We start from the raw sequence: 22,366 nt of genomic DNA on the forward strand, positions 1-22,366 counted from the left end.
CGCACCTTCACCCGCCGCCGGGCTCGCACAGGCGCCCGACGAGCCAGCCCGCCGGCGACGCCCAGCGGCATCGGCACCCCTGTCGCGTGCGCTGCCACGGACGCCGGGTGGCCCGACCGCGACGGCCGCGCCGTTCCCTTCCCTCCGACACGCCCCGTGGAGTTCCCGCATGCCTGCATCCGTGCCCCCGCTCCCATCCCCACCGTCCGAGGCTGTCACGGACTCCGCGGCCGAGGAGACCGTGTCCGGTCCCGGCCACCGGCTTCGCCTCACGCTGCTGATGGCCGGCGCCTGTCTGCCCATCCTGGGCGCCGTGCTCATCGCCCCGGTCCTGCCACAGATGCAGGATCATTTCGCCGACGTGCCGGGCGTCGACGCACTCGTCCCCATGGCCCTGACGATCCCCGCCCTCTCCCTGGCGCTGCTGGCCCCCTTCGCCGGCGTCCTGGTGGACCGGCTCGGCCGCAAACGCCTGCTCGTCGTCTCGACCGTGCTGTACGCGATCCTCGGCACCGCCCCCCTGTGGCTGGACTCTCTCGGCGCCATCGTCGCCAGCCGCGCCCTCGTCGGCGTCACCGAAGCCGCCATCATGACCTGCTGCACCACCCTGCTCGGCGACTACTACTCCGGCCGGCAACGCGACCGCTACCTGGCGATGCAGACGATGTGCGCCGCGATCTCCGCGACGGCCTTCTTCGTGCTGGGCGGCGTGGCCGGATCGGCCGGGTGGCGCGCACCGTTCTGGGCCTACGCCGTAAGCCTGCTGCTCGCCCCCGCCATGGCCGCCTTCCTGCCCCGGCCCCGACCCGGCGACCACGCCGGCGCCCCCTCCCCCACCGTCTCGGAACCGATGGCCAGGCGGCCCTTCCCCTGGCGTCCGCTGGTCGGCACATGCGCGCTGACGGTCTTCGGCGCCGTCCTCTTCTACACCCTCCAGGTGGAGATGGCGTTCCTCCTGGACGACATGGGCGTCACCGAGAGCGGCATCATCGGGCTGGCCACCGCCATCACCAGTGCCGCGATCGTGGTCGGCTCCGCCACGTTCGCCAAGGCCGGCCGCAGCCCGCAAGCCTGGCTGCCCACCGCCTTCGGCCTGTGCGCCCTCGGCTTCGCGGTGGTCTGGCTCGCTCCCAACCCCGTCGTGCTGACCCTCGGTGCCGTGATCACCTGCCTGGGTGGCGGCATCATGCTGCCGAGCCTGCTCACCCTCGCCATGTCCAAGCTGGAGTTCGCCGACCGCGGTCGTGGCATCGGCCTGTGGACAGGTACCTTCTTCCTCGGTCAGTTCCTGTGCCCGCTCGTGGCACTCGCCCTCACCTCAGTCGTCGGCACCCTTGAGGGCGCCATGGGCGTACTCGCCCTCGCCGGGGCCGTCGCCGCCGCCGCACTCGGCCTCGCGACCCGGCGTCGCCGGGTCGGCGCCGGCCCGGAACCGGTCCAGCAGATGGCGGGCTGACCTGCCACAACGCGGATCCGCCGCGACGACCACACCGTCAGGATCGGCGTCGCGGCCGTCCCCACGATGCCGATCACACCACTCGTCCCACCGGAGATCCATGCTGAACCTGATCGCCGCCATCCGTCGCAAGCCGGGCATGACTCATCGGGCATTCCTGCACTACCTCCACCACGTGCACGGTTCCCTGGCCGCCGCCAATCCGCTCCGGATTCGTCGCTACGTCCAGAACCACGTCTTCGACGCGTCCTTCGGCAGCGAGGGGGACTTGACGTACCTGACCGAGTTCGGCCGGGACTCCGTCACCGAGCTGCGCTTCGAGAACATGGAGGCGCTGACCGCCACGATGTCGGATCCGTACTCGCGCGAGGTCATAGGCCCCGACGGCGCCCACTTCAACGACCTGCCCAGCGCCCTGGCCCTGCTGGCCCGCCCCACGGTGCTCATGGCCCCGCCGGCATCCGACGCGGGCGAAAGCCACGTGAAGGTACTCCATTTCGTCCACAAGCCCGAAGGACCGGTCCCGGACGAGGTCGCCGAGCGGTGGCAGGCTGCCCACGAAGAGGTGCTCGACGCGGAGGAGACCCAGGCCAAGGCGCTGCGGGGATACGTCCAACACCGCAAGGTGCCGGGGGCCGGGAGGGCGCTGCGCCATTTCGGCGGCGGGGACGAACCCGCGTACCTGGGAGTCGCCGCCCTGTACTACGACTCCCAGGACGAAGCTCTGACCCACTTCCCCTCGTACGAGCGGTCACTGCGAGAGCGGTCCGCCGCGACCGGCGACTTCTACGACCCGTCCCGCTCGTTCGCCCTCTACAGCCGCGAGGTGACCATCTTCTGAGCCGCCGGGCACTTGTCCAGGGCTGCTCCGTCCGCATGTCACGGATCCGTTCGAAGAGGAATTCGTGCTGCCGACGACCCAGGAGCCGAGGGCGGAGTTCGCCAGATGGAGCACCAGCGCCTGCTGCCGGAGCTCGGGGGCGGTGGCCGTACCCGGCAGCCGGGGCGGGGTGGGCCGAGTGGGTGGTCATTCCGCTGCCTCCTGCGGGCGGTCGGCCAGCCGGGTCGCCCATGAGTCGATGTCGAGCCGTCGTCGCCGGTCAGCTGCCGCCACAACGAGATGCGGTTGTAGCGTCCAGGCGGCCTGTCGCCGACTCGTACCAGGGGAGCATCTCGTCCAGTTCCGGGATTACCTGCGGATCGTCCAGATCCGAGGTTTGTTGTTCCACCAGCTCGGCAGCTGTATGTAGTCCGGCAGCTTCCTCGACGGGTAGGTCGGGTAGCCGGGGTCGGTGCGGGCGCCCGCCGTCCCCTCTGACGGAGGGGATGTCGGGCTCGACCGAGGTGCGCGGCTGGTAGCAGCACGGCGGCCGGGCCGCCGTTCATGAAGACTCTGCGGTTCCTGGGATGCTCATGGTGGGCGACCCTTCCCTGGGATCCGTGACGAGCGTCGTGCAGGAACGGGCGGTGCACGCGAGAGAACGCGAGCTGCTCGGCCCGCTGTCGGGACGCCGGAGGGCCGCATCCCCGTTCGCAGCAGTCGAAGCGCTTCAACACCTGGGGGAGATTAAGGGCCGCTGCGAAAGATGGACAAGACTCGGGCAACGAAAAGTGAAAGCGCGAACAGGCCAAATTTTCCAAGAAACTTTCTCTTGACGCTCCTGGGAACCCGTGCCAGCGTCGAAGGGCTTCACCTCCGCTGCAACCTGCTTCCCGGCTCACGCAGGACCGCTCCCCCTGGACCACCGTCCAGGCCGACTTGGCGGAACCCCTCGAAGGCGTGCACGAGCTGACCGTCGTCCTCGCCGGAGAGCAGCGCCTGGCCGCGCTGACGTTCACCCCCTGAGGCCGGTGGCGTGCCCCGCTCCGAACGGACGGCGCGGCGCACGCCGTGCACCAACACCCGTAGTAGCACCGTCCGCTCGCACGGCCGAACCCACCCCGGGGACCTTCCCCAGGCGGACCCCACCGCCCGCCGACGCCCAATGTCGCCGACCTCGCTCAACGCGTTGGACGACCGCCGCGCCCATGCCTGCCCCGAACTGCCCGCCCCATCGATCTGCCAAGGACGGCCTGACGCCATGGAGACGCATCCCTCCGCCACCTCGGCCACTCCGGTGATCCCCGGTTTCCGCCCCGAGCCGGGTGTCTGCCGCGTGGGCGAGGACTGCTACCGCGTGCGCTCCAGCTTCGAGCGCTCTCCCGGCATCCCGGTCTTTCACGGCCGCGACCTGGTGAACTCGACCCGGATCGGCAACGCCCTCGATTCGAGTACCTGCCGATCTCCGGCTGAGGCCAGGGGCGTCACGGTGCTGCCGCCGTAGCGCACTGCGACGCCCCGCCGCGAAGAAACCGCTCCCCGTGGTCCCAGACATGCAACTGATCCCCCACACAGTCCCCCGCCGTGGCACGCCACCGGCCGACCGCGGCGGGTCCCCCACACCCGCACGTCCGAAGGGAAACCACGTTGCACACCAGACAACGCACCGTCCCGCAAGGGGGCCAGAAGCGTCCCCCACGAGGCCGCCGACTCCACCGCACCCTCGGTCTGCTGCTCGGGGTGGCCGCCGTCCTCCAACTCGCCTGGGGCTCGGGCGCGTTCGCCGCACCCAAACCTCCGGTGAACAACAACCGCATGGCCGTCGTCGCCGACATGCAGCCCAGCTGGAACCTGGGCAACACCCTGGACGCCATCCCCAACGAAACCTCCTGGGGCAACCCACCCGTCACGAAAGCCCTGTTCGACGCCGTGAAGGCGAAGGGTTTCCGCAGCGTGCGCATCCCGGTCAGCTGGAGCAGTCACCAGTCCGCCGACGCGCCGTACACCATCGACCCGGCCTTCATGCAGCGGGTCAGGCAGATCGTGGACTGGGCCATCGCCGACGGTCTGTACGTGGTCCTCAACGTCCACCACGACTCCTGGCAGTGGATCGCGGACATGCCCGCCCAGCACGACACGGTCCTGGCGCGGTGGAAGGCCACCTGGAACCAGATAGCCACCACGTTCAAGGACGAACCGCGCCTGCTGCTCTTCGAGAGCGTCAACGAGCCGGCGTTCAACAACGCCACCGACGCGCAGAAGACCCAGTTGCTCAATGAGTTGAACACCTCCTTCCACCAGCTCGTACGCAGCTCCGGCGGTGGCAACGGCACCCGCCTGCTGGTGCTGCCCACGCTCGGTACCACTCCGAGCAAGCCGCTGATGGACGACCTGGTCACGACCATGTCCTCGCTGAACGACAACAACCTGGTGGCCACCGTCCACTATTACGGCTTCTGGCCGTTCAGCGCGAACATCGCCGGCTACACCACCTTCGAGGACACCTCGAAGAGGGACATGGACACCGCCTTCGGCCTGATGCGTGACGTCTTCGTGGCCAAGGGCATCCCCGTGTACCTCGGCGAGTACGGCCTGCTGAGCTACCCCGACTACACCAAGCCCTACACCAACGTCCAGCCGGGTGAGGCGCTGAAGTACTTCGAGCGCCTCGGCTACGACGCGCGCGTCAACGGCGTCACCACGGCTCTGTGGGACGCGGGGTCCTTCATCAACCGCAACACCCTCCAGTGGCGGTACCCCACCCTGATGAACCAGATCACCTCCAGCTGGACCACCCGGTCCGGAACCGCCTCCTCCAACCAGGTCTTCGTCCCCGCGTCCGGCACCATCACCGACCGGACGCTCACCCTCGACCTCAACGGCACCTCCTTCCGCGGGCTGTGGCAGGGCGGTTCACGACTCGTCGCGGGCCGTGACTACACCGTGTCCGGCGACCGGCTCACACTGGCCGTGAGCGCGCTCACCCGCCTGGCCGGTGACCGGGTCTACGGCGTCAAGGCGACGCTGGAGGCCAGGTTCTCGGCGGGTGTCCCCTGGCGGATCGACATCATCTCCAGCGACGTCCCCGTGTTGTCGAGCGCGAACGGCACCACCAGCGGCTCCGTCACCATCCCCACCCGGTACCGCGGAGACGTGCTCGCCACGATGGAGGCCAGGTACGCGGACGGCAGTAATGCCGGCAGCGCCGACTGGACGCCTTACCAGGAGTACGGCAGGGCCTTCGTCCCGGACCACCCGGCGGGCACCCTGACGCTGACGTCCGACTTCCTGTCCGCGCTCAAGGACGGCCGACAGGCGACCCTCACCTTCCAATTCTGGAGCGGCGCGAAGGTCACCTACCACGTCACCCGCAACGGCACCGCTGTCACGGGCTCCGCAGCCTGATCCACCCACCACACCCGGTGCGGAGCCGCTCTCCCGGCTCCGCACCGGTTCCTCGTGCACGTCGCCCACCCGGCCGGGGCTGCCCTGGCTGAACTCACCGGGCAGAGGATCGCCACGCGGTGACCTGCGAGAATCCGAGTCGTTCGAGTGACTTCATCAGGCAATCAAGTCGGTAGGGTAGGTGTATGGCTCACGTCCCAGCGGCCGAGCGCCGCCCTCAGTTGATCAAAGCAGCCATCGAACTCATGGCGAGAGAGGGAGTCGCTGCCGGAAGTACCCGTGCGATCGCCGCCGAGCTCGGCGTCGCGCAGGCCACGGTGCACTACACGTTCGGCACGAAGGAGGATCTGTACCGTGCCGTCATCCAGCACCTGACCCAGGAGATGGAGAGCCAGGTGCGGCAGGCCGCACCGGTCGACGCCGGCTTCGAGGAAACGTGGGAGTGCTTGCCTCCGCCTTGTGGCGCACGGTCCGTGACCAGCCGAAGAGCTATCAATTGCTCACCGAACTGACCCTGTTCGCGCTCCGGTCGCCCCACCTCCGGGGGGCTCTCGAAACGCACAACCTCGGTGTCCTCAGCGTGACATCGGAGCTTGTGACGGACGCCGCCGAGCGCGCCGGCCGGCAGCTCGCACAGCCGGCGAGCACGGTCGCGCGGTTTTTCCTCGCCGGATTCGACGGACTCGTGCTGCAGCACCTGACGCACCCCGACGACGAGGCAGAACTGTCCTGTCTCCATGCCTTGATCTCCTCCACGCTGGCCCTCGCCGGCGGTCGCGTGGAGATGGTCGCCGTACCTCGTGACCTCATCGAAGGAGCTGCGTCGAGCGGTTGACCTGCCGACCACGGCCGTCCGCCTGATTGCTCAGCGCTCATTCCCGCTCGCCCGGCCCCAGCGGGTGGCACCGTCGCCATCCGTATGGATTCGGCCCAGTTGGGCCAGAGTGACCAGGCCGCGCTGCACTGTGCTCCTCGGACACAAGAACCGAGTACAGAGCGCGATCCGCCGGGGCCCGGCCCTCCGGCAGGGCCAGACCGACCCCGGCGGACGCTCACCGCGTCAAGGGTTTACGGAAGCGGCGGGTAAGCGTTCTGCATCAGCTGCCTGAACTGGGCGGAGAACCAGTGTCCCGCCACGGGCGCGTTCGGCAGTGAACCCGTGGGGTTGTTGCCGTTGCGCGGGTTGCCGCCGTAAGTCGGGTCGCACATGCGGTCGAAGCCCTTGCCCTCGTCGTTGGGGATGGCGCTGCTGGAGCCGTCGGACTCCCCCGGCGGCTTGACCCACACGTAGGCGTCGATGCCGGCGGCCGGTGCCGCGGTGGGCCGTTCGCCGAGGCCGGCGCCGCTCTGGTTGCACCAGTTGCCGGCGTGGATGCGCCGGTCGATGCGACTGCCGTTGACGTAGTCGTCCACAGAGGTCGTCGGTCCGGGGCCGGTGGGCCGGGCGGTGCCGCCCCAGCCGTTGCGGGAGGTGTCGATGAGCATGCCGAGGCCGGAGTCGAAGCCGGCCGCGACGAGCTTGTCACGCAGCGCCTGGGCGAAGGACTGCTCGTCCACGTACTGGTTCCAGTCGACCCACTTCGACTGGCGCACGGTCTGCCCGGTGACGGTGTCGGTGACCTTGAAGTTCGGCTCCTTGACCGGGCTGTAGTTCGCGGTGTTGACGATGAACCCGGCGACGTCCTTCACGCTCGCGCCGTTGGTCGTGGCGACCTTGTGGAACTCCTGCACCGACGGGCCGAGGTTGCTGTCCCAGCCGAGCCAGCCGTGATGCCCTGCGTCGACGTAGTTGTAGACGTTCGCGAGGGCGCCGAGCTTGTCGAGGGCGTAGGAAACGCCCTTTTCATAGTTGCCGTTGTTCTTCATGGCGATGCACGCGTCGGTGGTGGTCGGGGTGCCGCCGGCGTTGGTGACCAGGTTGGGCAACGAGTCGGGCTCGATGACCGTGGCGATCCGCAGGCCCGCGTACTTGGGGTCGGCGAGGATCGAGACGATCGGGTCGATGTACTGGCTCTTGTACTTGTCGAGTTCGTTCGGTCCGAGTTCGCCGTTGGAGGCGAGGGCGGCGCAGTCACGGCCGGGCAGGTCGTAGATGACCAGCTGGACGACGAGTTCGCCGCTGCCCTTCTGTTTCAGCGCCTCGTCGAGGTGGGCGCGCAGACCCATGCCGCCGTTCACACCGTTGATCGCGGCGATCCGGTCCAGCCAGACCGCAGTGGGCTGGTTGGCGATACGGCTGCCGCCCGGTTCGGCGGCGGCCTTCGCGGACCACTCCGGGTTCACATAGACCTTGGCGCCGGAGTACGGGTTGCCTGCCTTGGGCCCGGTCGGGCCGGGGTCCGTCGGGCCCGGGTCGGTGGGGTCGCCGCCTCCGTCGACGTTGCAGGTCACGCCGTCGAGGGTGAACGTGGCCGGGACGGCGTTGGTGCCGCTGTACGTGCCCTGGAAGCCGAAGCTGACCGAACCGCCGGTGGCGAGCGTGCCGTTGTAGCTCTCGTTGGCCGCGGTGACGGCGGCGCCGCTCTGGCTGATCTTCGCGTTCCAGCCGCTGGTGATCTTCTGATTGCCCGCGTACGACCACTTCACCGACCAACCCGACTTGGCAGCCGCGTTGTTGGTGATGGTGACGGCAGCGGTGAAGCCGGTGTCCCACTGGTTCTGCACCTTGTAGTCCACCGTGCAGGGTACGGAGGCGGTGGCGGCACCGGCCGGTGCCGTGAGAAGCGCAGCCCCTGAGCTTCCGGTGAGCAGCGCGAGGGCGGCGAGCAGTGAGGTCCTGGTGCGACTCATGAGTGTGGGTTCCTTCTCCTTCGACATTCTTCTACTGATCACGGCCGCGCAGGCGGTTGCGCGGTCCGATGGCGTGCAGGGGGGCGTAGTGTCGTGGTTCGAGACCGGGGACGGGGCGCAGGAGCGGTGCCGGGTCCCCGCTCCGTCCCAGGTGGGGCGGTTCGCGCCGGGAGCGACCGGATCGCCCGCCAGGTCGGTGGGCTCGTGCGGTAGCCACAGCTCGAGGTCGCCGGGGTATGCCGGTCCACCCGTCAGGATCACGTTCTTCGCTCGGACGGAGCGCACATGAGCGTCCATCAGGTCCGTGTCGGCGACCTCGCACGAGGCGGCCGGTCGGCTCGGATCCCTCGGTCATGGCGGGCACAGTCGTGCCGGAGCGGGACCGGGCGGTGTTCCGGTCCTGGGTGAGCTTGCGACCGTCGGTGAAAGTCGAACGGTTGTGTCCGACTGTGTGACGCGGCGGACTTGTCGGTGCTTTGCGCTGATCCGTGGAAGCCGTTGTCCCACTGGCCGTGGACGGTGTACTCCCTCGGCCCGGGGAGGCATTGCTCCCTGGGCCGAGACCATCGGGACGGCCGTGGTGGCGACGAGCGTGTCGGCGCCCGCAACGGCTGATAACGAGGGTGGGGGGTGTCGCATGAGCGACTCCTTGCAGTTGAGCGCGCCGTGACCGACGCGTCACCTGGTTGGAACCGCTCCCACTGGTGCGAAGGAAGGTAGCGCCCAGTGGTGCGGTTGCCCAGAGGTGCAGCGAAACTTTTCGACAACCAACCGGTTTTGCGCCTTCGACTCTTCAAGCGTCTTGACCGCCACTGCCCGCATCCCCATGATGGGAGCGCTCCCACTGCCCAAGACTTGTCCTTCCCCGAGCCGCAAGCCGCTAGGAGGAACCAGTTCATGGAGCCCGGACGCAAACGCAGAGCCGTTCGGCGGGTGTGGACCGCCGTGGCGACCGCCTTAACCCTGCCCCTGTCGTTGCTGGCCACAGGTTCGACTCCCGCCCAGGCAGCCGCACTTCGGTGCAGTGTCGACTACAAGACGAACGACTGGGGCTCCGGCTTCACCGCGGACCTGACGATCACCAATCGCGGTACGGACGCCATCGACGGCTGGACTCTCACGTACAGCTACCCGGGCAACCAGAAGCTCAGCAACGGCTGGAACGGCACCTGGTCCCAGTCGGGCCAGGCGATCACCGTGAAGGACGCCGGCTACAACGGGCGGATCGCCGCCGGAGCCGCCGTGTCGACCGGCGCCCAGTTCAGCTACAGCGGCACCAACGCCGCCCCCACGAACTTCGCGATCAACGGCACCAGCTGCACCGGCGCCCACCAACCCCCCATCACCGTGCTCACCAGCCCGGCGGCCGGCGCCGTCTACACGCAAGGAGACGCGGTGCCGCTCGCGGCCACCGCCGCGGCCGCAGACAACGCCACCATCAGCAAGGTCGAGTTCTACGACGACACCACACTGCTGGGCACGGACACCACGGCGCCGTACTCGCTCTCGACCTCAAGTTTGACCGTGGGCAGTCATTCACTCGTCGCGAAGGCCTACGACAGCCTCGGCGCGTCCGCGTCGTCCACGCCCGTGGGCATCACGGTCGCCTCAGGGCCCACTGTGGTCGCCACGCCCACCCAACTGGGTATCCAGCAGGGCAAGACGGACACGTACGAGGTGAAGCTGTCGAAGCAGCCGTCCTCGAACGTCACCGTCAACACGGCCCGGACGGGCGGTAATTCAGGTCTGTCGGTGACCGGCGGCGCCTCGCTCACCTTCACGCCGCAGAACTGGAACACGGCGCAGAAGGTGACCATCACCGCCGACAGTTCCGGTACCGGCGCCGCGACCTTCGAGTCGACGGCCCCCGGGCACGCGAAGGCCTCGGTCACCGTGACCCAGCTGGGAGCGACGAAGGCGTACGACGCCCGTTTCCTGGAGCTGTACGGCAAGATCACCAACCCGGCGAACGGTTACTTCTCGCCCGAGGGCATCCCCTACCACTCGGTCGAGACGCTGATCGTCGAGGCGCCGGACCACGGTCACGAGACCACGTCGGAGGCCTACGGCTACCTGCTGTGGCTGCAGGCGATGTACGGCAAGGTCACGGGTGACTGGTCGAAGTTCAACGGTGCCTGGGAGATCATGGAGAAGTACATGATCCCGACCCACGCCGACCAGCCGACCAACTCCTTCTACAACGCGTCCAAGCCGGCGACGTACGCGCCCGAGCTGGACACCCCGAACGAGTACCCGGCCAAGCTCGACCCGTCCGTCGCGGCAGGCCGGGACCCGATCGCGGCGGAGCTGAAGAGCGCGTACGGCACGGACGACGTCTACGGCATGCACTGGCTGCAGGACGTCGACAACATCTACGGCTTCGGCAACTCGCCGGGCAAGTGCGAGGCGGGTCCGTCGGACACGGGTCCGTCGTACATCAACACCTTCCAGCGCGGCGCGCAGGAGTCGGTGTGGGAGACGGTGCCGCAGCCGACCTGCGACGCCTTCAAGTACGGCGGCAAGAACGGCTACCTGGACCTGTTCACCGGTGACTCCTCCTACGCCAAGCAGTGGAAGTTCACCAACGCCCCGGACGCCGACGCGCGTGCGGTGCAGGCCGCGTACTGGGCCGATATCTGGGCCAAGGAGCAGGGCAAGGGGTCGGACGTCTCCGCGACCGTGAGCAAGGCCGCGAAGATGGGCGACTACCTGCGGTACGCGATGTACGACAAGTACTTCAAGAAGATCGGCAACTGCGTCGGCCCGTCCGCCTGCCCGGCGGGCACCGGCAAGGACGCCTCGCACTACCTGCTGTCCTGGTACTACGCCTGGGGTGGCGCCACCGACACCTCGGCGGGCTGGGCCTGGCGCATCGGCTCCAGCCACTCCCACAGCGGCTACCAGAACCCCCTCGCGGCCTACGCACTGGCAAACTACGCACCGCTGAAGCCGAAGTCGGCGACGGGGCAGGCGGACTGGGCCAAGTCGCTGGAGCGGCAGATGGAGTTCTACCGCTGGCTGCAGTCGAACGAGGGCGCCATCGCCGGCGGTGCGACCAACAGCTGGGAGGGCCGGTACGCGACGCCGCCGGCCGGGAAGTCGACCTTCTACGGCATGTATTACGACGAGAAGCCCGTCTACCACGACCCACCGTCCAACCAGTGGTTCGGCTTCCAGGCGTGGTCGATGGAGCGGGTCGCCGAGCTGTACCAGCAGACGGGGAACGCGACCGCGAAGACCGTCCTGGACAAGTGGGTCAAGTGGGCGTTGTCCAAGACCACGTTCAACCCGGACGGCACCTACCGGATCCCGTCGACACTCCAGTGGTCGGGCCAGCCCGACACCTGGAACCCGTCAAGTCCCGGTGCCAACAGCGGACTTCACGTCACCGTCGCCGACTACACCAACGACGTCGGTGTGGCGGCCGCGTACGCCAAGACCCTGACGTACTACGCCGACCGGTCCGGCGACACCGAGGCCGCGTCCGCGGCGAAGAAACTGCTGGACGGGATGTGGTCCAACTACCAGGACGCCCTGGGCATCGCCGTCCCGGAGACCCGCACCGACTACAACCGCTTCGACGACGGTGTCTACCTCCCGAGCGGGTGGACGGGCACCATGCCGAACGGTGACGCGATCAACGCGTCGTCGACGTTCGAGTCGATCCGGTCCTTCTACAAGAGCGACCCGGCCTGGTCGAAGATCGAGGCCTATCTGAAGGGTGGGGCCGTCCCCTCCTTCACGTACCACCGGTTCTGGGCCCAGGCGGACATCGCCCTGGCCATGGGCTCGTACGCGGAACTCCTCGAGTAGCCCCCGCCGAGGCCCGCGTGCGCGACCCCGTCACAAGGAGACGGGGTCACCCGCCGGGCGGCCCCCAGCCACACGGGGGCCGCCCGGTGACCGCCCGCTTCTCCACCGCTCCGTGAGCCTGTCCGCCTGGCATCGAGTTGTCCTCCGCGTGAACGACCCGCAGTCTCGGGATCCACACGAGAGGGCTGCACGCACCACCTTGTCAGGTACATGCCCCTCTCATAGAGTCCCCCTAAAAAGGAACTGGGAGCGCTCCCATTCTGAGTGCCCCTCTCCCCCCACATCCACTGCGGAGGAGCCGCATGCAACCATCACGTCATCAAGCCCGCAGGGTGCGCGCCCTGACCGGTGCGCTGCTCACCTCACTCGTCGCGCTGGCAGCGCTTCTCACAAGCGCTTCGACGTCGCACGCCGACACAACGATCTGCGAGCCGTTCGGCTCCACCACCATCCAGGGCCGTTACGTCGTGCAGAACAACCGCTGGGGGACCAGTCAGCCCCAGTGCATCGCCGTCACGGACTCGGGCTTCAGGGTTACCCAGGCCGACGGCTCGGTCCCGACGAACGGCGCCCCGAAGTCCTACCCGTCCGTGTACAACGGCTGCCACTACACCAACTGCTCCCCCGGCACGAAGCTCCCGGCACGGCTGAACTCGATCGCCGACGCTCCCACGAGCATCTCCTACGGCTACGTCGGCGGCGACGCCGCGTACAACGCCTCGTACGACATCTGGCTGGACCCGACGCCCCGCACCGACGGCGTGAACCGGACCGAGATCATGATCTGGCTCAACAAGGTGGGCCCGATCCAGCCCATCGGCTCCCAGGTCGGCACGGCGAGCGTGGGCGGACGCAGCTGGCAGGTGTGGCAGGGCAGCAACGGCTCCAACGACGTGCTGTCCTTCGTCGCGCCGTCGGCGATGGACAGCTGGAGCTTCGACGCGATGGACTTCGTCCGGCAGGCCGTCTCCCGCGGACTCGCACAGAACGACTGGTACCTGACGAGTGTTCAGGCGGGCTTCGAGCCTTGGCGGAACGGCGCGGGGCTGGCGGTGAACTCCTTCTCGTCAACCGTCAACCTCGGCGGCGGCACACCCGGCCCCGGCACTCCCAGCGGACCCGCGGCATGCAAGGTGGCCTACAGCACCAGCGTGTGGCAGGGCGGCTTCACCGCCGATGTCACCTTGACCAACACGGGTTCCTCGCCGGTCAACGGCTGGAATCTCGCGTTCACCCTGCCCGCGGGGCAGACGATCACCGGCGCGTGGAACGCCGGGATCTCTCCGTCGTCGGGAGCGGTCACGGCCGGCAACCTGGCGTACAACGCGTCTCTTGCGCCTGGCGGCCAGGTCTCCTTCGGCTTCCAGGCCTCTTACAGCGGCAGCTTCGCCAAGCCGGCCGCCTTCAGCCTGAACGGCACTCAGTGCACCACCGCGTGATGTCTTCAGGATGACTCGCCTGACCCGAGCCGCCGGCCGGCCGCCCCACTGCCGAGCACACACCGGACCCGAGTCGCAGTCACTCACCCGGGACCCGCCCGCCAGTCTCGTGCCTGACGGGCGGCGGGTCCCGTCTTTCTCATGAGGCACCCGTCTCCGACTGTTCGAGTGCGTTCCACCCGCGCACACCGTGGACATGAGCGGTCTTCGGGTAGGAGGTCTCGGCGTCCGAGCGTGGGCCGATCTCGAACAGGTCGATCATCAAGAAGAGCGGGTAGGTGGGAGCCTGACGCGTCCGCTTCACCATGACGCCCTCGCAGCCGATGATCGTGCCCGATGGCCCCCACACAGCCGTCCAGGTGTGGGGTTTCGAGGCGTCCAGGGGAAGGACGACTTCCGTCATGTCGGTTGTCAACCGCCTGTCCGAATGCGCTTTCACCCCGCACCGGGCGTGACTCCGCCCCTCGCCGACGGCGTCGGCGTCGATCTCGAAGACACAGATCTCACCGCTCTCCCCCTCCGACAGATGCTCCGTGCCCACAAGCCACGCCGCGAGCATGCACCCCTCGTCCACGCTCGCGCTCACCGTCACCTCCACCCGTCCGGCCGTGGGCGCCCAGAGCAACCGCTCGGGGGTCTCCGTGCGGACGGCGAGTCCGTCGGAACGGTGTCGGTGTGTTCCCCGGTGAGAGCCCACCGGGCCGGAGAACACCCCGGTCTGCACATTGGACACACGGAGCGGAGCGTCCTCCTCTCGCCAGTCCGGCTGGTCGGCGTCGATACGCAGCCGGAGTCCCGAATCGTCGATGTCGTAGCGTGCCCGAGACCGCTCGGGTGACGTCCAGTGAGGCAGATAGTGATCGACCCAGCGATCCTTCCTGAGCTGCGGACCGGCGAAATCGTCCTCGAAGTCAGGCTCACGAGCCGGAGAATCGGGGAGCAGCAGGACATCTTCACCCATGCCACCATCGTCCCAGACGACGGCCCCTGCCGTGTCGGCGCCGCTCCCCCGGTGCGCGGAACGAAGCCGGGGATGTGCACAGCGCGTTGACTCATGAATGACGCGAACGCGACGTCGTCACCTGGCCGACTCAGCACGGGTCACGCCGGGAAGCCGTGTGCCCCGTTCCTTCGCCCCGTAAGATCGGATGATCTCGTGGGGGAGGTGGTCATGGGCAGGCGACGCCCCGGTACACCAACGCTGGAAGAGGTCGCCGCTCACGCCGGGGTGGGGCGTGGCACGGTGTCTCGCGTCATCAACAACGCGGCCGGTGTGAGGGAGTCGACGCGCGAAGCCGTGCAGCGAGCCATCGAGGAGCTGGGGTACGTTCCCAATCTCGCGGCGCGCTCCCTGGCCGGGCAGCGGACCGATGCCGTCGCTCTCGTCCTGACGGAGCCCGACTGGCGCGTGTTCGCCGAGCCGTTCTTCTCGGAGATCGTCCGCTCGCTCGGGGACGCGCTGGCGCACACCGGGATGCAACTGCTGCTGACGCTGGTGCGCTCGGACATCGAGCGCAAGCGCTTCCTGGAGTACGCGCGCGGCGGTCGGGTCGACGGGGTACTGCTGTTGTCCGTGCATGCGGGAGACCGGCTCCCGGACATGCTCGCCGAGGCGCGGCTGCCGACCGTGATGCTGGGCCGCCGCTCGGGCGACGAGTACGTCAGTTACGTGGACGCGGACAACGTGGGCGGTGCCCGCAGCGCCGTCTCCCACCTGTTGGCACGGAGCCGCGGAACGATCGCCACCATCACGGGGCCGCTGGACATGTACGTCGCCCAGTGCCGGCTGCGCGGCTACCGGGATGCTCTGACGCTTGCCGGCTTGAGGTACGAGGAGTCCTTGGTCGCCGAAAGCGACTTCTCGGAGGACAGCGGGCGCCGCGCCATGGCGGAACTCCTCGAACGGAACCCGGACATCGACGGCGTCCTCGCCGCGTCGGACACCACGGCGGCGGGGGCTCTGCATGCACTGCGTGCGGCGGGACGGCGCGTACCGGAGGATGTCGCCGTGATCGGTTTCGACGACTTTCCGCTGGCTCAGCGCACCGATCCGCCTCTGACCACCGTGCGTCAGCCGCTGGAGGAGATGGGCCGGGCCATGATCCGGCTGCTCCTGGAGGACATGGACGAGCCGTCGGTGGCCTACCGCCACGTCATCCTCCGCACGCAGCTGCAGGTCCGTGAATCGGCGTGACGAGCGTCGTCGCCCGCCGGGTGTCCCGAGCCGGAGACGACCGCCACGGGTTTCGGGAGCGCTCCCACTCGCTGGGCCGTGCCGGCGGCCCACCGCTCGGGTACATCGCCCACCATCGCCTGCTGCCACCCGGATCCGGCCGCTACGTGTCCCCGATGACAATGATGTCCAGCGTCCGCGGTCCGTGCACGCCCTCGACGCGGTCCAGCTCGATGTCGCTGGTCGCCGAGGGACCGGACACGAGCGTCAGGGGCCGGTACGGATCGATGCGGCCAAGAGCCTCGGGCACATCGAAGACGATCTGGCCCTCGCGGACCAGGCAGATGTGCTGGTCCGGAAGGAGGGTCAGGGCCCGGCGCCCCTGGCCGGGGCCATGGTCGAGTATCACGGTCCCGGTCACGGCGATGGCGGTCGCGGCGGTGGTGAGCACCGCGTCCGCCGCGTCGAGCTGCCCCGGCGTCAGCGGCGGGGAGTCCTGCAGCCGGGACCAGGGTCCCTGGGGAATCAGGTCGGCGGGAAGGCCCGGCGGGACGACCAGCGAACGTGCTCCGGTCCGCACCAGCGCGTCCTGGACCGCTACGGCGGCCCGGGCCACCGGAACACGGACCACCGTGGCACGGTACTCGGCTGTGCGTTCGCTGAAGAGCCCGACGATGTCCGGCGCCGCGTGGTCAGTCCGGTGGGCGGGTGAAGAGGGTGCGTCATCGGGGCTCTCGGAGCGGGGCACGTCGGTCAGTGCTTTCCTCACCGCCCGCACAACGGCGTCACGGCCGGTCACCGGCGCGCCTCCTCATTCGTCGTCGTATGGTCTTCTGTTCCGTTCACGGCTTTCGTCCTGCGCCACCACGCGCGCAGTGACTCCCGTGGGGGCGCCGGCGTGTCCCGGGTGCCCGTCCAGCGGGCCAATGGACCCGGCAGGGCCCCGATCCGGCCGTCCCGGGCCACGAGACGGGCGCCGAGCGCGGCCAGCCGCTGAGCCGCCGCCAACCGCGTCGGGGAGGACAGAACCGATCCGGCGGCCTTCATGGCGAGCGCCTCGACGGTGGGCAGGAACCGACCACGGCGTTTGGCCTCCACGGCCTCGGCGCGCAGGTGGACCAGCACCTCCGGGATGTTGATCTTCACGGGGCAGGCGTCGTAGCAGGCGCCGCAGAGAGTCGAGGCGAAGGGAAGGGAAGCCGCGTTCTCGACGCCGACGAGCTGCGGGGTGAGCACGGCGCCGATGGGGCCGGGGTAGACGGAGCCGTAGGCGTGACCGCCGGTGCGCTCGTACACGGGGCAGACGTTCAGGCAGGCCGAGCAGCGGATGCAGGACAGCGCCTGGCGGCCCGCCTCGTCGGCCAGGGTGGCGGTGCGGCCGTTGTCGAGCAGCACGAGGTGGAAGTTCGTGGGGCCGTCGCCTTCGGTGACCCCCGTCCACAGCGATGTGTACGGGTTCATCCGCTCGCCGGTCGAGGAGCGCGGCAGCAGTTGCAGGAAGACGTCCAGGTCGGCGAAGGAGGGCAGGACCTTCTCGATGCCCATGACGGTGATGAGGGTGTCCGGCAGGGTCAGGCACATCCGCCCGTTGCCCTCCGACTCCACGACCACCACCGTGCCGGTGTCGGCAGCGGCGAAGTTGGCACCGGAGACGGCGACCTTGCACCGCAGGAACTTCTCGCGCAGATGCAGCCGGGCGGCTTCGGCGAGCTCGCGGGGATCGTCACCGAGCCCCTCGGGGGCCGGTCTGCCCCACTCCCCCATCTCCCGCAGAAAGATCTCCCGGATCTCGGAGCGGCCCCGGTGGATGGCCGGCACGAGGATGTGGGAGGGGCGGTCACCGCCCAACTGCACGATGAGTTCCGCGAGATCGGTCTCGTAGGCACGGATGCCCGCGTCGGCGAGCGCCTCGTTGAGGCCGGTCTCCTGGGTGGCCATCGACTTGACCTTGACGACCTCGCTCTCGCCGGTCGCCTTCACCAGGTGGGTGACAATGCGGTTGGCGTCGGCGGCGTCCGCGGCCCAGTGGACCGTACCGCCCGCGGCGGTCACCGCCTTCTCCAGCCGCAGGAGATGGTGGTCGAGGTGGCGCAGGGTGCGGTGTTTGACCGCCGCCGCCCGCTCGCGCAGTTCCTCCCAGTCGTGAAGTTCGGCCGCTGCCTTCAGCCGTTTGTCCCGGATGGTGCCGGTGGCGCGTCGCAGGTTCGCCCGCAGCCGGGTGTCGGCGAGCGCCCCTCGGGCGGCCTCGGGGAAGGCCGGGGTGCCCAGCCACACGACGTTGTCGGCGCCGCTCACCGTGTGTCTCCTTCGGTGGCGGCCAGAATCTCGGCCAGGTGCCGGGTTCCGATGCCCGTGCGGAGTCGGGACAGGCCGCCGCCGATGTGCGTGAGGCAGGAGTTGTCGCCGGCGCACAGGAACTCGGCGCCGGTGCCTTGGACGTGGTGCATCTTGTCGGCCAGCATGGCGTTGGAGACCTCGTGGTTCTTCAGGGCGAAGGTGCCGCCGAAGCCGCAGCAGGTGTCGGCGGCGGGCAGTTCGACGAGGTCGATGCCCTTCACGGCGCGCAGCAGCCGCAGTGGCCGGTCGCCGACGCGCAGCATGCGCAGGGAGTGGCAGGTCGGGTGGTAGGTGACACGGTGCGGGAAGTAGGCGCCGACGTCGGTGACGCCGAGGACATCGACGAGGAGTTCCGACAGTTCGTACACCGTCGGCGCCACCTCCTCGACCGCCTCGGTGAGGGCGCTGTCCCCGTACTGGGCGGCGACCACCCGGTGGTGGTCGCGGACCATGCCCGCGCAGGAGCCGGAGGGGGCGACGACGGCGTCGTAGCCCGTGAAGACCTCCGCGAACCGGCGCACCATCGGCAGGGTCTCGGGGCGGTAGCCGGTGTTGAAGTGCATCTGGCCGCAGCACGTCTGGCCCTGCGGGAACTCCACGGTGTGGCCCAGGCGTTCCAGGAGTTGAGTGACCGCCCGGCCGGTGTCCGGGAACATCGTGTCGTTGAAGCAGGTGATGAAGAGGGCTATGCGCATGGGTGGGTCCCGGTCACAGCTGCCACACCACGGGCAGTGAGGCGTCGGCTCCGTCGGCGGAGTAGTCGTGTACGACGTCCAGCAGTTCGGCCATCCTCGCCTGCCAGGCGATGTTGACCGGCAGCTTCTCGAGTGCGGCGATCATCGCCGGGTAGTCCTCGACTTCCAGGAGATGGAACAGGTCGGTACCGCTGCGCCAGATCGTCCACTCACTGACCCCCGCGGCGCGGATCGCCGCGGTCAGTTCCTCGGGGACCTCGCGGTGCGCCGCCTCGTACTCCGCGATGCGGTCGGCTCGGACCTTGGTGTGCAGGGCGACTCTCATGGCGCCTCCTTCGACGGTGTGGCGGTGGGGGCCGGCGTGTCCGGGGCCAGCAGTCCTTCGGCGTGCAGTTCGTCCCACAGTGCGGCGGGGACCGGGTGCCGCAGCTGGTCCACGGTGTCGCGCACTTCCTCGGCGGAACGGGCTCCGCTCAGGACGCTCGCGACCGCCCGGTGGCCGAACGGGAAGTGCAGGGCGGCGGCGCGCAGCGGCACACCGCGGCGTGCGGCGATCGCCTTGAGCCGCAGGGCCCGGTCCAGGACGGACCGCGGGGCGGGCGCGTAGTCGTACGTCGCACCGGGCCTCGGATCGGTCAGCAGCCCGGAGTTGAACACCCCGCCGACGATCACGCTCCTTCCGCGGGCGGCGGCCCCGGGCAGTACCTCGGCGAGCCCCTCCTGTTCCAGCAGGGTGTAGCGGCCGGCGAGCAGGACCACGTCGATGTCGGTTTCCCGCAGGAAGCGGGCGGGCAGCGCGCAGTGGTTGGTTCCGATGCCGATCGCCTTGACGACACCTTCGTCCCGCAGCCGCTCCAGCGCCGGATACGCCTCGGTGAGGGCCTGCTCGGCGTGGTCGTCGGGGTCGTGCAGGAGGGCGATGTCGACGCGGTCCAGACCGAGGCGGTCCAGGCTCGCTTCCAGGGAGCGCAGCACTCCGTCGGCGCTGAAGTCCCAGACACGCCGATGAGTGTCGGGGACGGCGAAGCCGTGCGCGAGGTCGTCGCCCCCGCCGCCCCCTGGATTCGGCTCCAGCAGCCGTCCGACCTTCGTGGACACGGTGTACGTGTCCCGGGGGTGGTCGCACAGGGCGGTGCCCAGGCGGCGCTCGGACAGGCCGAGCCCGTAGTGGGGGGCGGTGTCGAAGGTGCGGATGCCCGCGGCCCAGGCGGCGTCCACGGCGGCGAAGGCCGCCTCGGCGGTGACCGGGCGGTAGAGGTTGCCGATGCCCGCGGCACCGAACGAAAGTTCGGTGACCCGGACACCGGTGCCGCCCAGGGGCACTGTCCTCATGAGTCGGCCGCCGGGCGGAGTCTGAGCCCCTGCATGCCGCCGTCGACGGCGAGGGCCGTACCGGTCACGGAGGCGGCGGCCGGGGACGCCAGATAGACCACGGCCGCCGCGATCTCGTCCGCGGTGACCAGGCGGCCCATCGGCTGGCGTGCGTTCAGGGCGGCACGTTCCGCCTCGGGGTCGTCGGCGGCGCCCAGGAGCCGGGCCACCCAGGGGGTGTCCGCGGTGCCCGGGTTGACGCAGTTGACGCGGATGCCCTCGCGGACGTGGTCGGCGGCCATGGCCAGGGTGAGGGACAGCACGGCGCCCTTGCTCGCGGAATACAGGGCGCGTTGCGGGAGGCCAGCCGTGGCCGCGATCGAGCCGATGTTGACGACGGCCGCGGTGCCCGGGCGGGCGGTGGCAGCGCGCCGCAGGTACGGCAGGGCGGCGCGGGTGGTGCGCACCATGCCGAGGACGTTGACGTCCAGGACGCGGTGCCACTGTTCGTCGGGGTTGTCCTCGACGGTGCCGACGGCGCCGGTGCCCGCGTTGTTGACGAGGATGTCCAGGCCGCCGAGCCGCGCGGCCGCTTCCGTCACGGCGCGGCGGACCGAGGTGTCGTCGCCGACGTCCGCCTTGAGGGCGTACAGCGGCTCCGGCACCGCGGACGGTTCCAGGTCGAGCACGGCCACCGCCGCGCCTTGCGCGGCCAGCGTCTGGGTCGTGGCCAGTCCGATGCCGGACCCGCCGCCGGTGACGATGGCTCTGAGGCCTGACATCCCGGTCATGCCACCTCCTCCCGTCCGGCGCGGTCGGTCACCCAGAACGTCCCGTCCGGGTAGCGGTACTCGGCGATGGACTCCTCCTTCATCGTGGCGGAGAAACCCGGTGCGAGAGGCGCGGTGTAGTGCCCGTCGCGCATCACCACGGGCACGGTGAAGTGCTGGTGGAGGTGGTCGACGTACTCGATGACGCGGTTCTCGGTGGTACCGGACAGGGCCAGGTAGTCGAACATCGACAGGTGCTGCACCAGCTCGCACAGCCCCACCCCGCCGGCGTGCGGACACACCGGCACCCCGAACTTCGCGGCGAGCAGCAGGATGGCCAGGTTCTCATTGACCCCGCCGACGCGGGCGGCGTCGATCTGGAGCACGTCCAGGGCTCCGGCCTGGAGGAGCTGCTTGAAGATGATGCGGTTCTGCACGTGTTCGCCGGTGGCCACCTTCACCGGCGCGACCGCTTCACGCACGGCGGCGTGTCCGAGGATGTCGTCGGGGCTGGTGGGCTCCTCGATCCAGTACGGGTCGAAGGCGGCGAGCGCGTCGGTCCAGCGGATCGCCTCGTCCACGTTCCACCGCTGGTTGGCGTCGATGGCGATGCGTATGCCGTCACCGACGGCGGCACGGGCGGTGCGCAGACGCCGGACGTCGTCCGCCAGGTCCGCGCCGACCTTCAGTTTGATCTGGGTGAACCCGTCGGCGACCGCCTGCTTGGCCAGCCGGGTCAGCTTGTCGTCGGAGTAACCGAGCCAGCCGGGCGAGGTCGTGTAGCCCGGGTATCCGCGGTTCACCAGCACGGCCTCGCGCTCGTCGAGCCCCGTGCGGCCCTCGCGCAGGAGGGTGAGGGCGTCCTCGGGGGTGAGGGCGTCGGCGATGTAGCGGAAGTCGACCTGGGACACCAGCCACTCCGGTTCGGCGTGGGCGAGCAGCCGCCACAGTGGCTGACCGGCTCGCTTGGCGGCCAGGTCCCACACGGCGTTGACGACGGCGCCGATCGCCATGTGCATCACGCCCTTCTCGGGGCCGAGCCAGCGCAGCTGACTGTCGCCGATCAGGTCGCGGCTCAGCGAGCCCGGGTCGGCGCACAGCTCCGTGACGGAACGGCCCACGACGTGGTGGCGCAGGGCTCCGATCGCGGCGACCTGCACATCGTTGCCGCGTCCGATGGTGAAGGTGAAACCGTGGCCTTCGAGCCCGTCACCGGCGTCCGTACGCAGCACGACATAGGCGGCGGAGTAGTCGGGGTCCGGGTTCATCGCGTCGGAACCGTCCAGCTCCCGCGAGGTGGGGAAGCGGACGTCGTAGGTGTCGACCGCGGTGATCCGGGCTGAGTTGGCAGTCAAGG

Annotated in this window: 16 protein-coding genes and 1 pseudogene; 8 read left to right on the forward strand and 9 right to left on the reverse strand. The window is 69.4% G+C overall.

Translation table 11 applies throughout. From position 1 onward, the window contains the following. The first annotated feature begins 169 nt into the window (after window positions 1-169). The 5 genes and pseudogenes from ACZ4Z3_RS37360 (at window position 170) to ACZ4Z3_RS37380 (ending at window position 6,516) form a co-directional block, all read left to right on the forward strand. The gene (locus ACZ4Z3_RS37360) at window positions 170-1,456 is read left to right on the forward strand and encodes an MFS transporter (protein ID WP_468505230.1); all 1,287 of its coding nucleotides are present in this window, start codon (window positions 170-172) and stop codon (window positions 1,454-1,456) included. A gap of 100 nt (window positions 1,457-1,556) precedes the next feature. Continuing rightward, the gene (locus ACZ4Z3_RS37365) at window positions 1,557-2,297 is read left to right on the forward strand and encodes an EthD domain-containing protein (RefSeq protein ID WP_468505231.1); all 741 of its coding nucleotides are present in this window, start codon (window positions 1,557-1,559) and stop codon (window positions 2,295-2,297) included. A 1,240-nt stretch (window positions 2,298-3,537) separates the two neighbouring features. Continuing rightward, a complete protein-coding gene (locus ACZ4Z3_RS37370) occupies window positions 3,538-3,780 on the forward strand; it encodes a family 43 glycosylhydrolase (RefSeq protein ID WP_468095393.1) in 243 nt (80 codons plus the stop codon). A 143-nt stretch (window positions 3,781-3,923) separates the two neighbouring features. Further along, on the forward strand, window positions 3,924-5,681 hold the full coding sequence (locus tag ACZ4Z3_RS37375; RefSeq protein WP_468505232.1) for a cellulase family glycosylhydrolase: 1,758 nt from the start codon (window positions 3,924-3,926) through the stop codon (window positions 5,679-5,681). 185 nt (window positions 5,682-5,866) lie between these two features. Continuing rightward, window positions 5,867-6,516: pseudogene (locus ACZ4Z3_RS37380) on the forward strand (TetR/AcrR family transcriptional regulator). A gap of 233 nt (window positions 6,517-6,749) precedes the next feature. Here ACZ4Z3_RS37380 and ACZ4Z3_RS37385 read toward each other — a convergent pair. Further along, the gene (locus tag ACZ4Z3_RS37385) at window positions 6,750-8,471 is read right to left on the reverse strand and encodes a glycoside hydrolase family 6 protein (protein ID WP_468505233.1); all 1,722 of its coding nucleotides are present in this window, start codon (window positions 8,469-8,471) and stop codon (window positions 6,750-6,752) included. Between the two features lie 897 nt (window positions 8,472-9,368). Between ACZ4Z3_RS37385 and ACZ4Z3_RS37390 the strand changes: the two genes are divergently transcribed. Both ACZ4Z3_RS37390 and ACZ4Z3_RS37395 read left to right on the forward strand, forming a co-directional pair. Next, window positions 9,369-12,284: a glycoside hydrolase family 48 protein gene (locus ACZ4Z3_RS37390; RefSeq protein ID WP_468505234.1), complete on the forward strand. Its 2,916-nt coding sequence runs from the start codon at window positions 9,369-9,371 to the stop codon at window positions 12,282-12,284. 302 nt (window positions 12,285-12,586) lie between these two features. After that, window positions 12,587-13,723, forward strand: coding sequence for a glycoside hydrolase family 12 protein (locus ACZ4Z3_RS37395; RefSeq protein ID WP_468505235.1), 1,137 nt, complete (start codon window positions 12,587-12,589; stop codon window positions 13,721-13,723). 139 nt (window positions 13,724-13,862) lie between these two features. On the opposite strand, the gene ACZ4Z3_RS37400 is transcribed toward ACZ4Z3_RS37395, so the two are convergent. Continuing rightward, window positions 13,863-14,684 (reverse strand): glycoside hydrolase family 16 protein, encoded by an 822-nt coding sequence (locus tag ACZ4Z3_RS37400; protein ID WP_468505236.1) that lies wholly within the window; start codon window positions 14,682-14,684, stop codon window positions 13,863-13,865. A gap of 210 nt (window positions 14,685-14,894) precedes the next feature. On the opposite strand from ACZ4Z3_RS37400, the gene ACZ4Z3_RS37405 reads away from it, so the two are divergent. Further along, window positions 14,895-15,917, forward strand: coding sequence for a LacI family DNA-binding transcriptional regulator (locus ACZ4Z3_RS37405; RefSeq protein WP_468505237.1), 1,023 nt, complete (start codon window positions 14,895-14,897; stop codon window positions 15,915-15,917). Between the two features lie 142 nt (window positions 15,918-16,059). Here the strand turns inward: ACZ4Z3_RS37405 and ACZ4Z3_RS37410 are convergent, their stop codons facing one another. The 7 genes from ACZ4Z3_RS37410 to ACZ4Z3_RS37440 all read right to left on the reverse strand — a co-directional run bounded on the left by ACZ4Z3_RS37410 (window position 16,060) and on the right by ACZ4Z3_RS37440 (window position 22,364). Next, window positions 16,060-16,527 carry a LutC/YkgG family protein gene (locus tag ACZ4Z3_RS37410; protein WP_468505238.1) on the reverse strand — a complete coding sequence of 156 codons (468 nt, stop codon included), beginning with the start codon at window positions 16,525-16,527 and terminating at the stop codon, window positions 16,060-16,062. A 164-nt stretch (window positions 16,528-16,691) separates the two neighbouring features. Then, window positions 16,692-18,191 carry a LutB/LldF family L-lactate oxidation iron-sulfur protein gene (locus tag ACZ4Z3_RS37415; protein WP_468505239.1) on the reverse strand — a complete coding sequence of 500 codons (1,500 nt, stop codon included), beginning with the start codon at window positions 18,189-18,191 and terminating at the stop codon, window positions 16,692-16,694. Continuing rightward, window positions 18,188-18,928, reverse strand: a complete 741-nt coding sequence (locus ACZ4Z3_RS37420; protein WP_468505240.1) for a (Fe-S)-binding protein — start codon at window positions 18,926-18,928, stop codon at window positions 18,188-18,190. Before ACZ4Z3_RS37420 ends, ACZ4Z3_RS37415 begins: the two co-directional genes overlap by 4 nt. A gap of 13 nt (window positions 18,929-18,941) precedes the next feature. Next, window positions 18,942-19,253, reverse strand: coding sequence for an L-rhamnose mutarotase (locus ACZ4Z3_RS37425; RefSeq protein WP_468095377.1), 312 nt, complete (start codon window positions 19,251-19,253; stop codon window positions 18,942-18,944). After that, on the reverse strand, window positions 19,250-20,260 hold the full coding sequence (locus ACZ4Z3_RS37430) for an aldo/keto reductase (protein WP_468505241.1): 1,011 nt from the start codon (window positions 20,258-20,260) through the stop codon (window positions 19,250-19,252). The genes ACZ4Z3_RS37425 and ACZ4Z3_RS37430 overlap by 4 nt, the downstream gene beginning before the upstream one ends. Further along, window positions 20,257-21,030 (reverse strand): SDR family NAD(P)-dependent oxidoreductase, encoded by a 774-nt coding sequence (locus ACZ4Z3_RS37435; RefSeq protein WP_468505242.1) that lies wholly within the window; start codon window positions 21,028-21,030, stop codon window positions 20,257-20,259. The genes ACZ4Z3_RS37430 and ACZ4Z3_RS37435 overlap by 4 nt, the downstream gene beginning before the upstream one ends. Next, the gene (locus ACZ4Z3_RS37440) at window positions 21,027-22,364 is read right to left on the reverse strand and encodes an L-fuconate dehydratase (protein WP_468505243.1); all 1,338 of its coding nucleotides are present in this window, start codon (window positions 22,362-22,364) and stop codon (window positions 21,027-21,029) included. The genes ACZ4Z3_RS37435 and ACZ4Z3_RS37440 overlap by 4 nt, the downstream gene beginning before the upstream one ends. Between the last annotated feature and the right edge of the window lie 2 nt (window positions 22,365-22,366).

It is taken from the genome of Streptomyces sp. NPDC030296, from assembly GCF_055572815.1.

Excerpts from the sequence above, each read along its gene's own strand:
- ACZ4Z3_RS37360 (WP_468505230.1), top strand. The coding sequence starts at position 170 with ATGCCTGCATCCGTGCCCCCGCTCCCATCCCCACCGTCCGAGGCTGTC.
- ACZ4Z3_RS37365 (WP_468505231.1), top strand. The coding sequence starts at position 1,557 with ATGCTGAACCTGATCGCCGCCATCCGTCGCAAGCCGGGCATGACTCAT.
- ACZ4Z3_RS37370 (WP_468095393.1), top strand. The coding sequence starts at position 3,538 with ATGGAGACGCATCCCTCCGCCACCTCGGCCACTCCGGTGATCCCCGGT.
- ACZ4Z3_RS37385 (WP_468505233.1), bottom strand. The coding sequence starts at position 8,471 with ATGAGTCGCACCAGGACCTCACTGCTCGCCGCCCTCGCGCTGCTCACC.
- ACZ4Z3_RS37390 (WP_468505234.1), top strand. The coding sequence starts at position 9,369 with ATGGAGCCCGGACGCAAACGCAGAGCCGTTCGGCGGGTGTGGACCGCC.
- ACZ4Z3_RS37395 (WP_468505235.1), top strand. The coding sequence starts at position 12,587 with ATGCAACCATCACGTCATCAAGCCCGCAGGGTGCGCGCCCTGACCGGT.
- ACZ4Z3_RS37400 (WP_468505236.1), bottom strand. The coding sequence starts at position 14,684 with ATGGGTGAAGATGTCCTGCTGCTCCCCGATTCTCCGGCTCGTGAGCCT.
- ACZ4Z3_RS37405 (WP_468505237.1), top strand. The coding sequence starts at position 14,895 with ATGGGCAGGCGACGCCCCGGTACACCAACGCTGGAAGAGGTCGCCGCT.
- ACZ4Z3_RS37420 (WP_468505240.1), bottom strand. The coding sequence starts at position 18,928 with ATGCGCATAGCCCTCTTCATCACCTGCTTCAACGACACGATGTTCCCG.
- ACZ4Z3_RS37425 (WP_468095377.1), bottom strand. The coding sequence starts at position 19,253 with ATGAGAGTCGCCCTGCACACCAAGGTCCGAGCCGACCGCATCGCGGAG.
- ACZ4Z3_RS37430 (WP_468505241.1), bottom strand. The coding sequence starts at position 20,260 with ATGAGGACAGTGCCCCTGGGCGGCACCGGTGTCCGGGTCACCGAACTT.
- ACZ4Z3_RS37435 (WP_468505242.1), bottom strand. The coding sequence starts at position 21,030 with ATGACCGGGATGTCAGGCCTCAGAGCCATCGTCACCGGCGGCGGGTCC.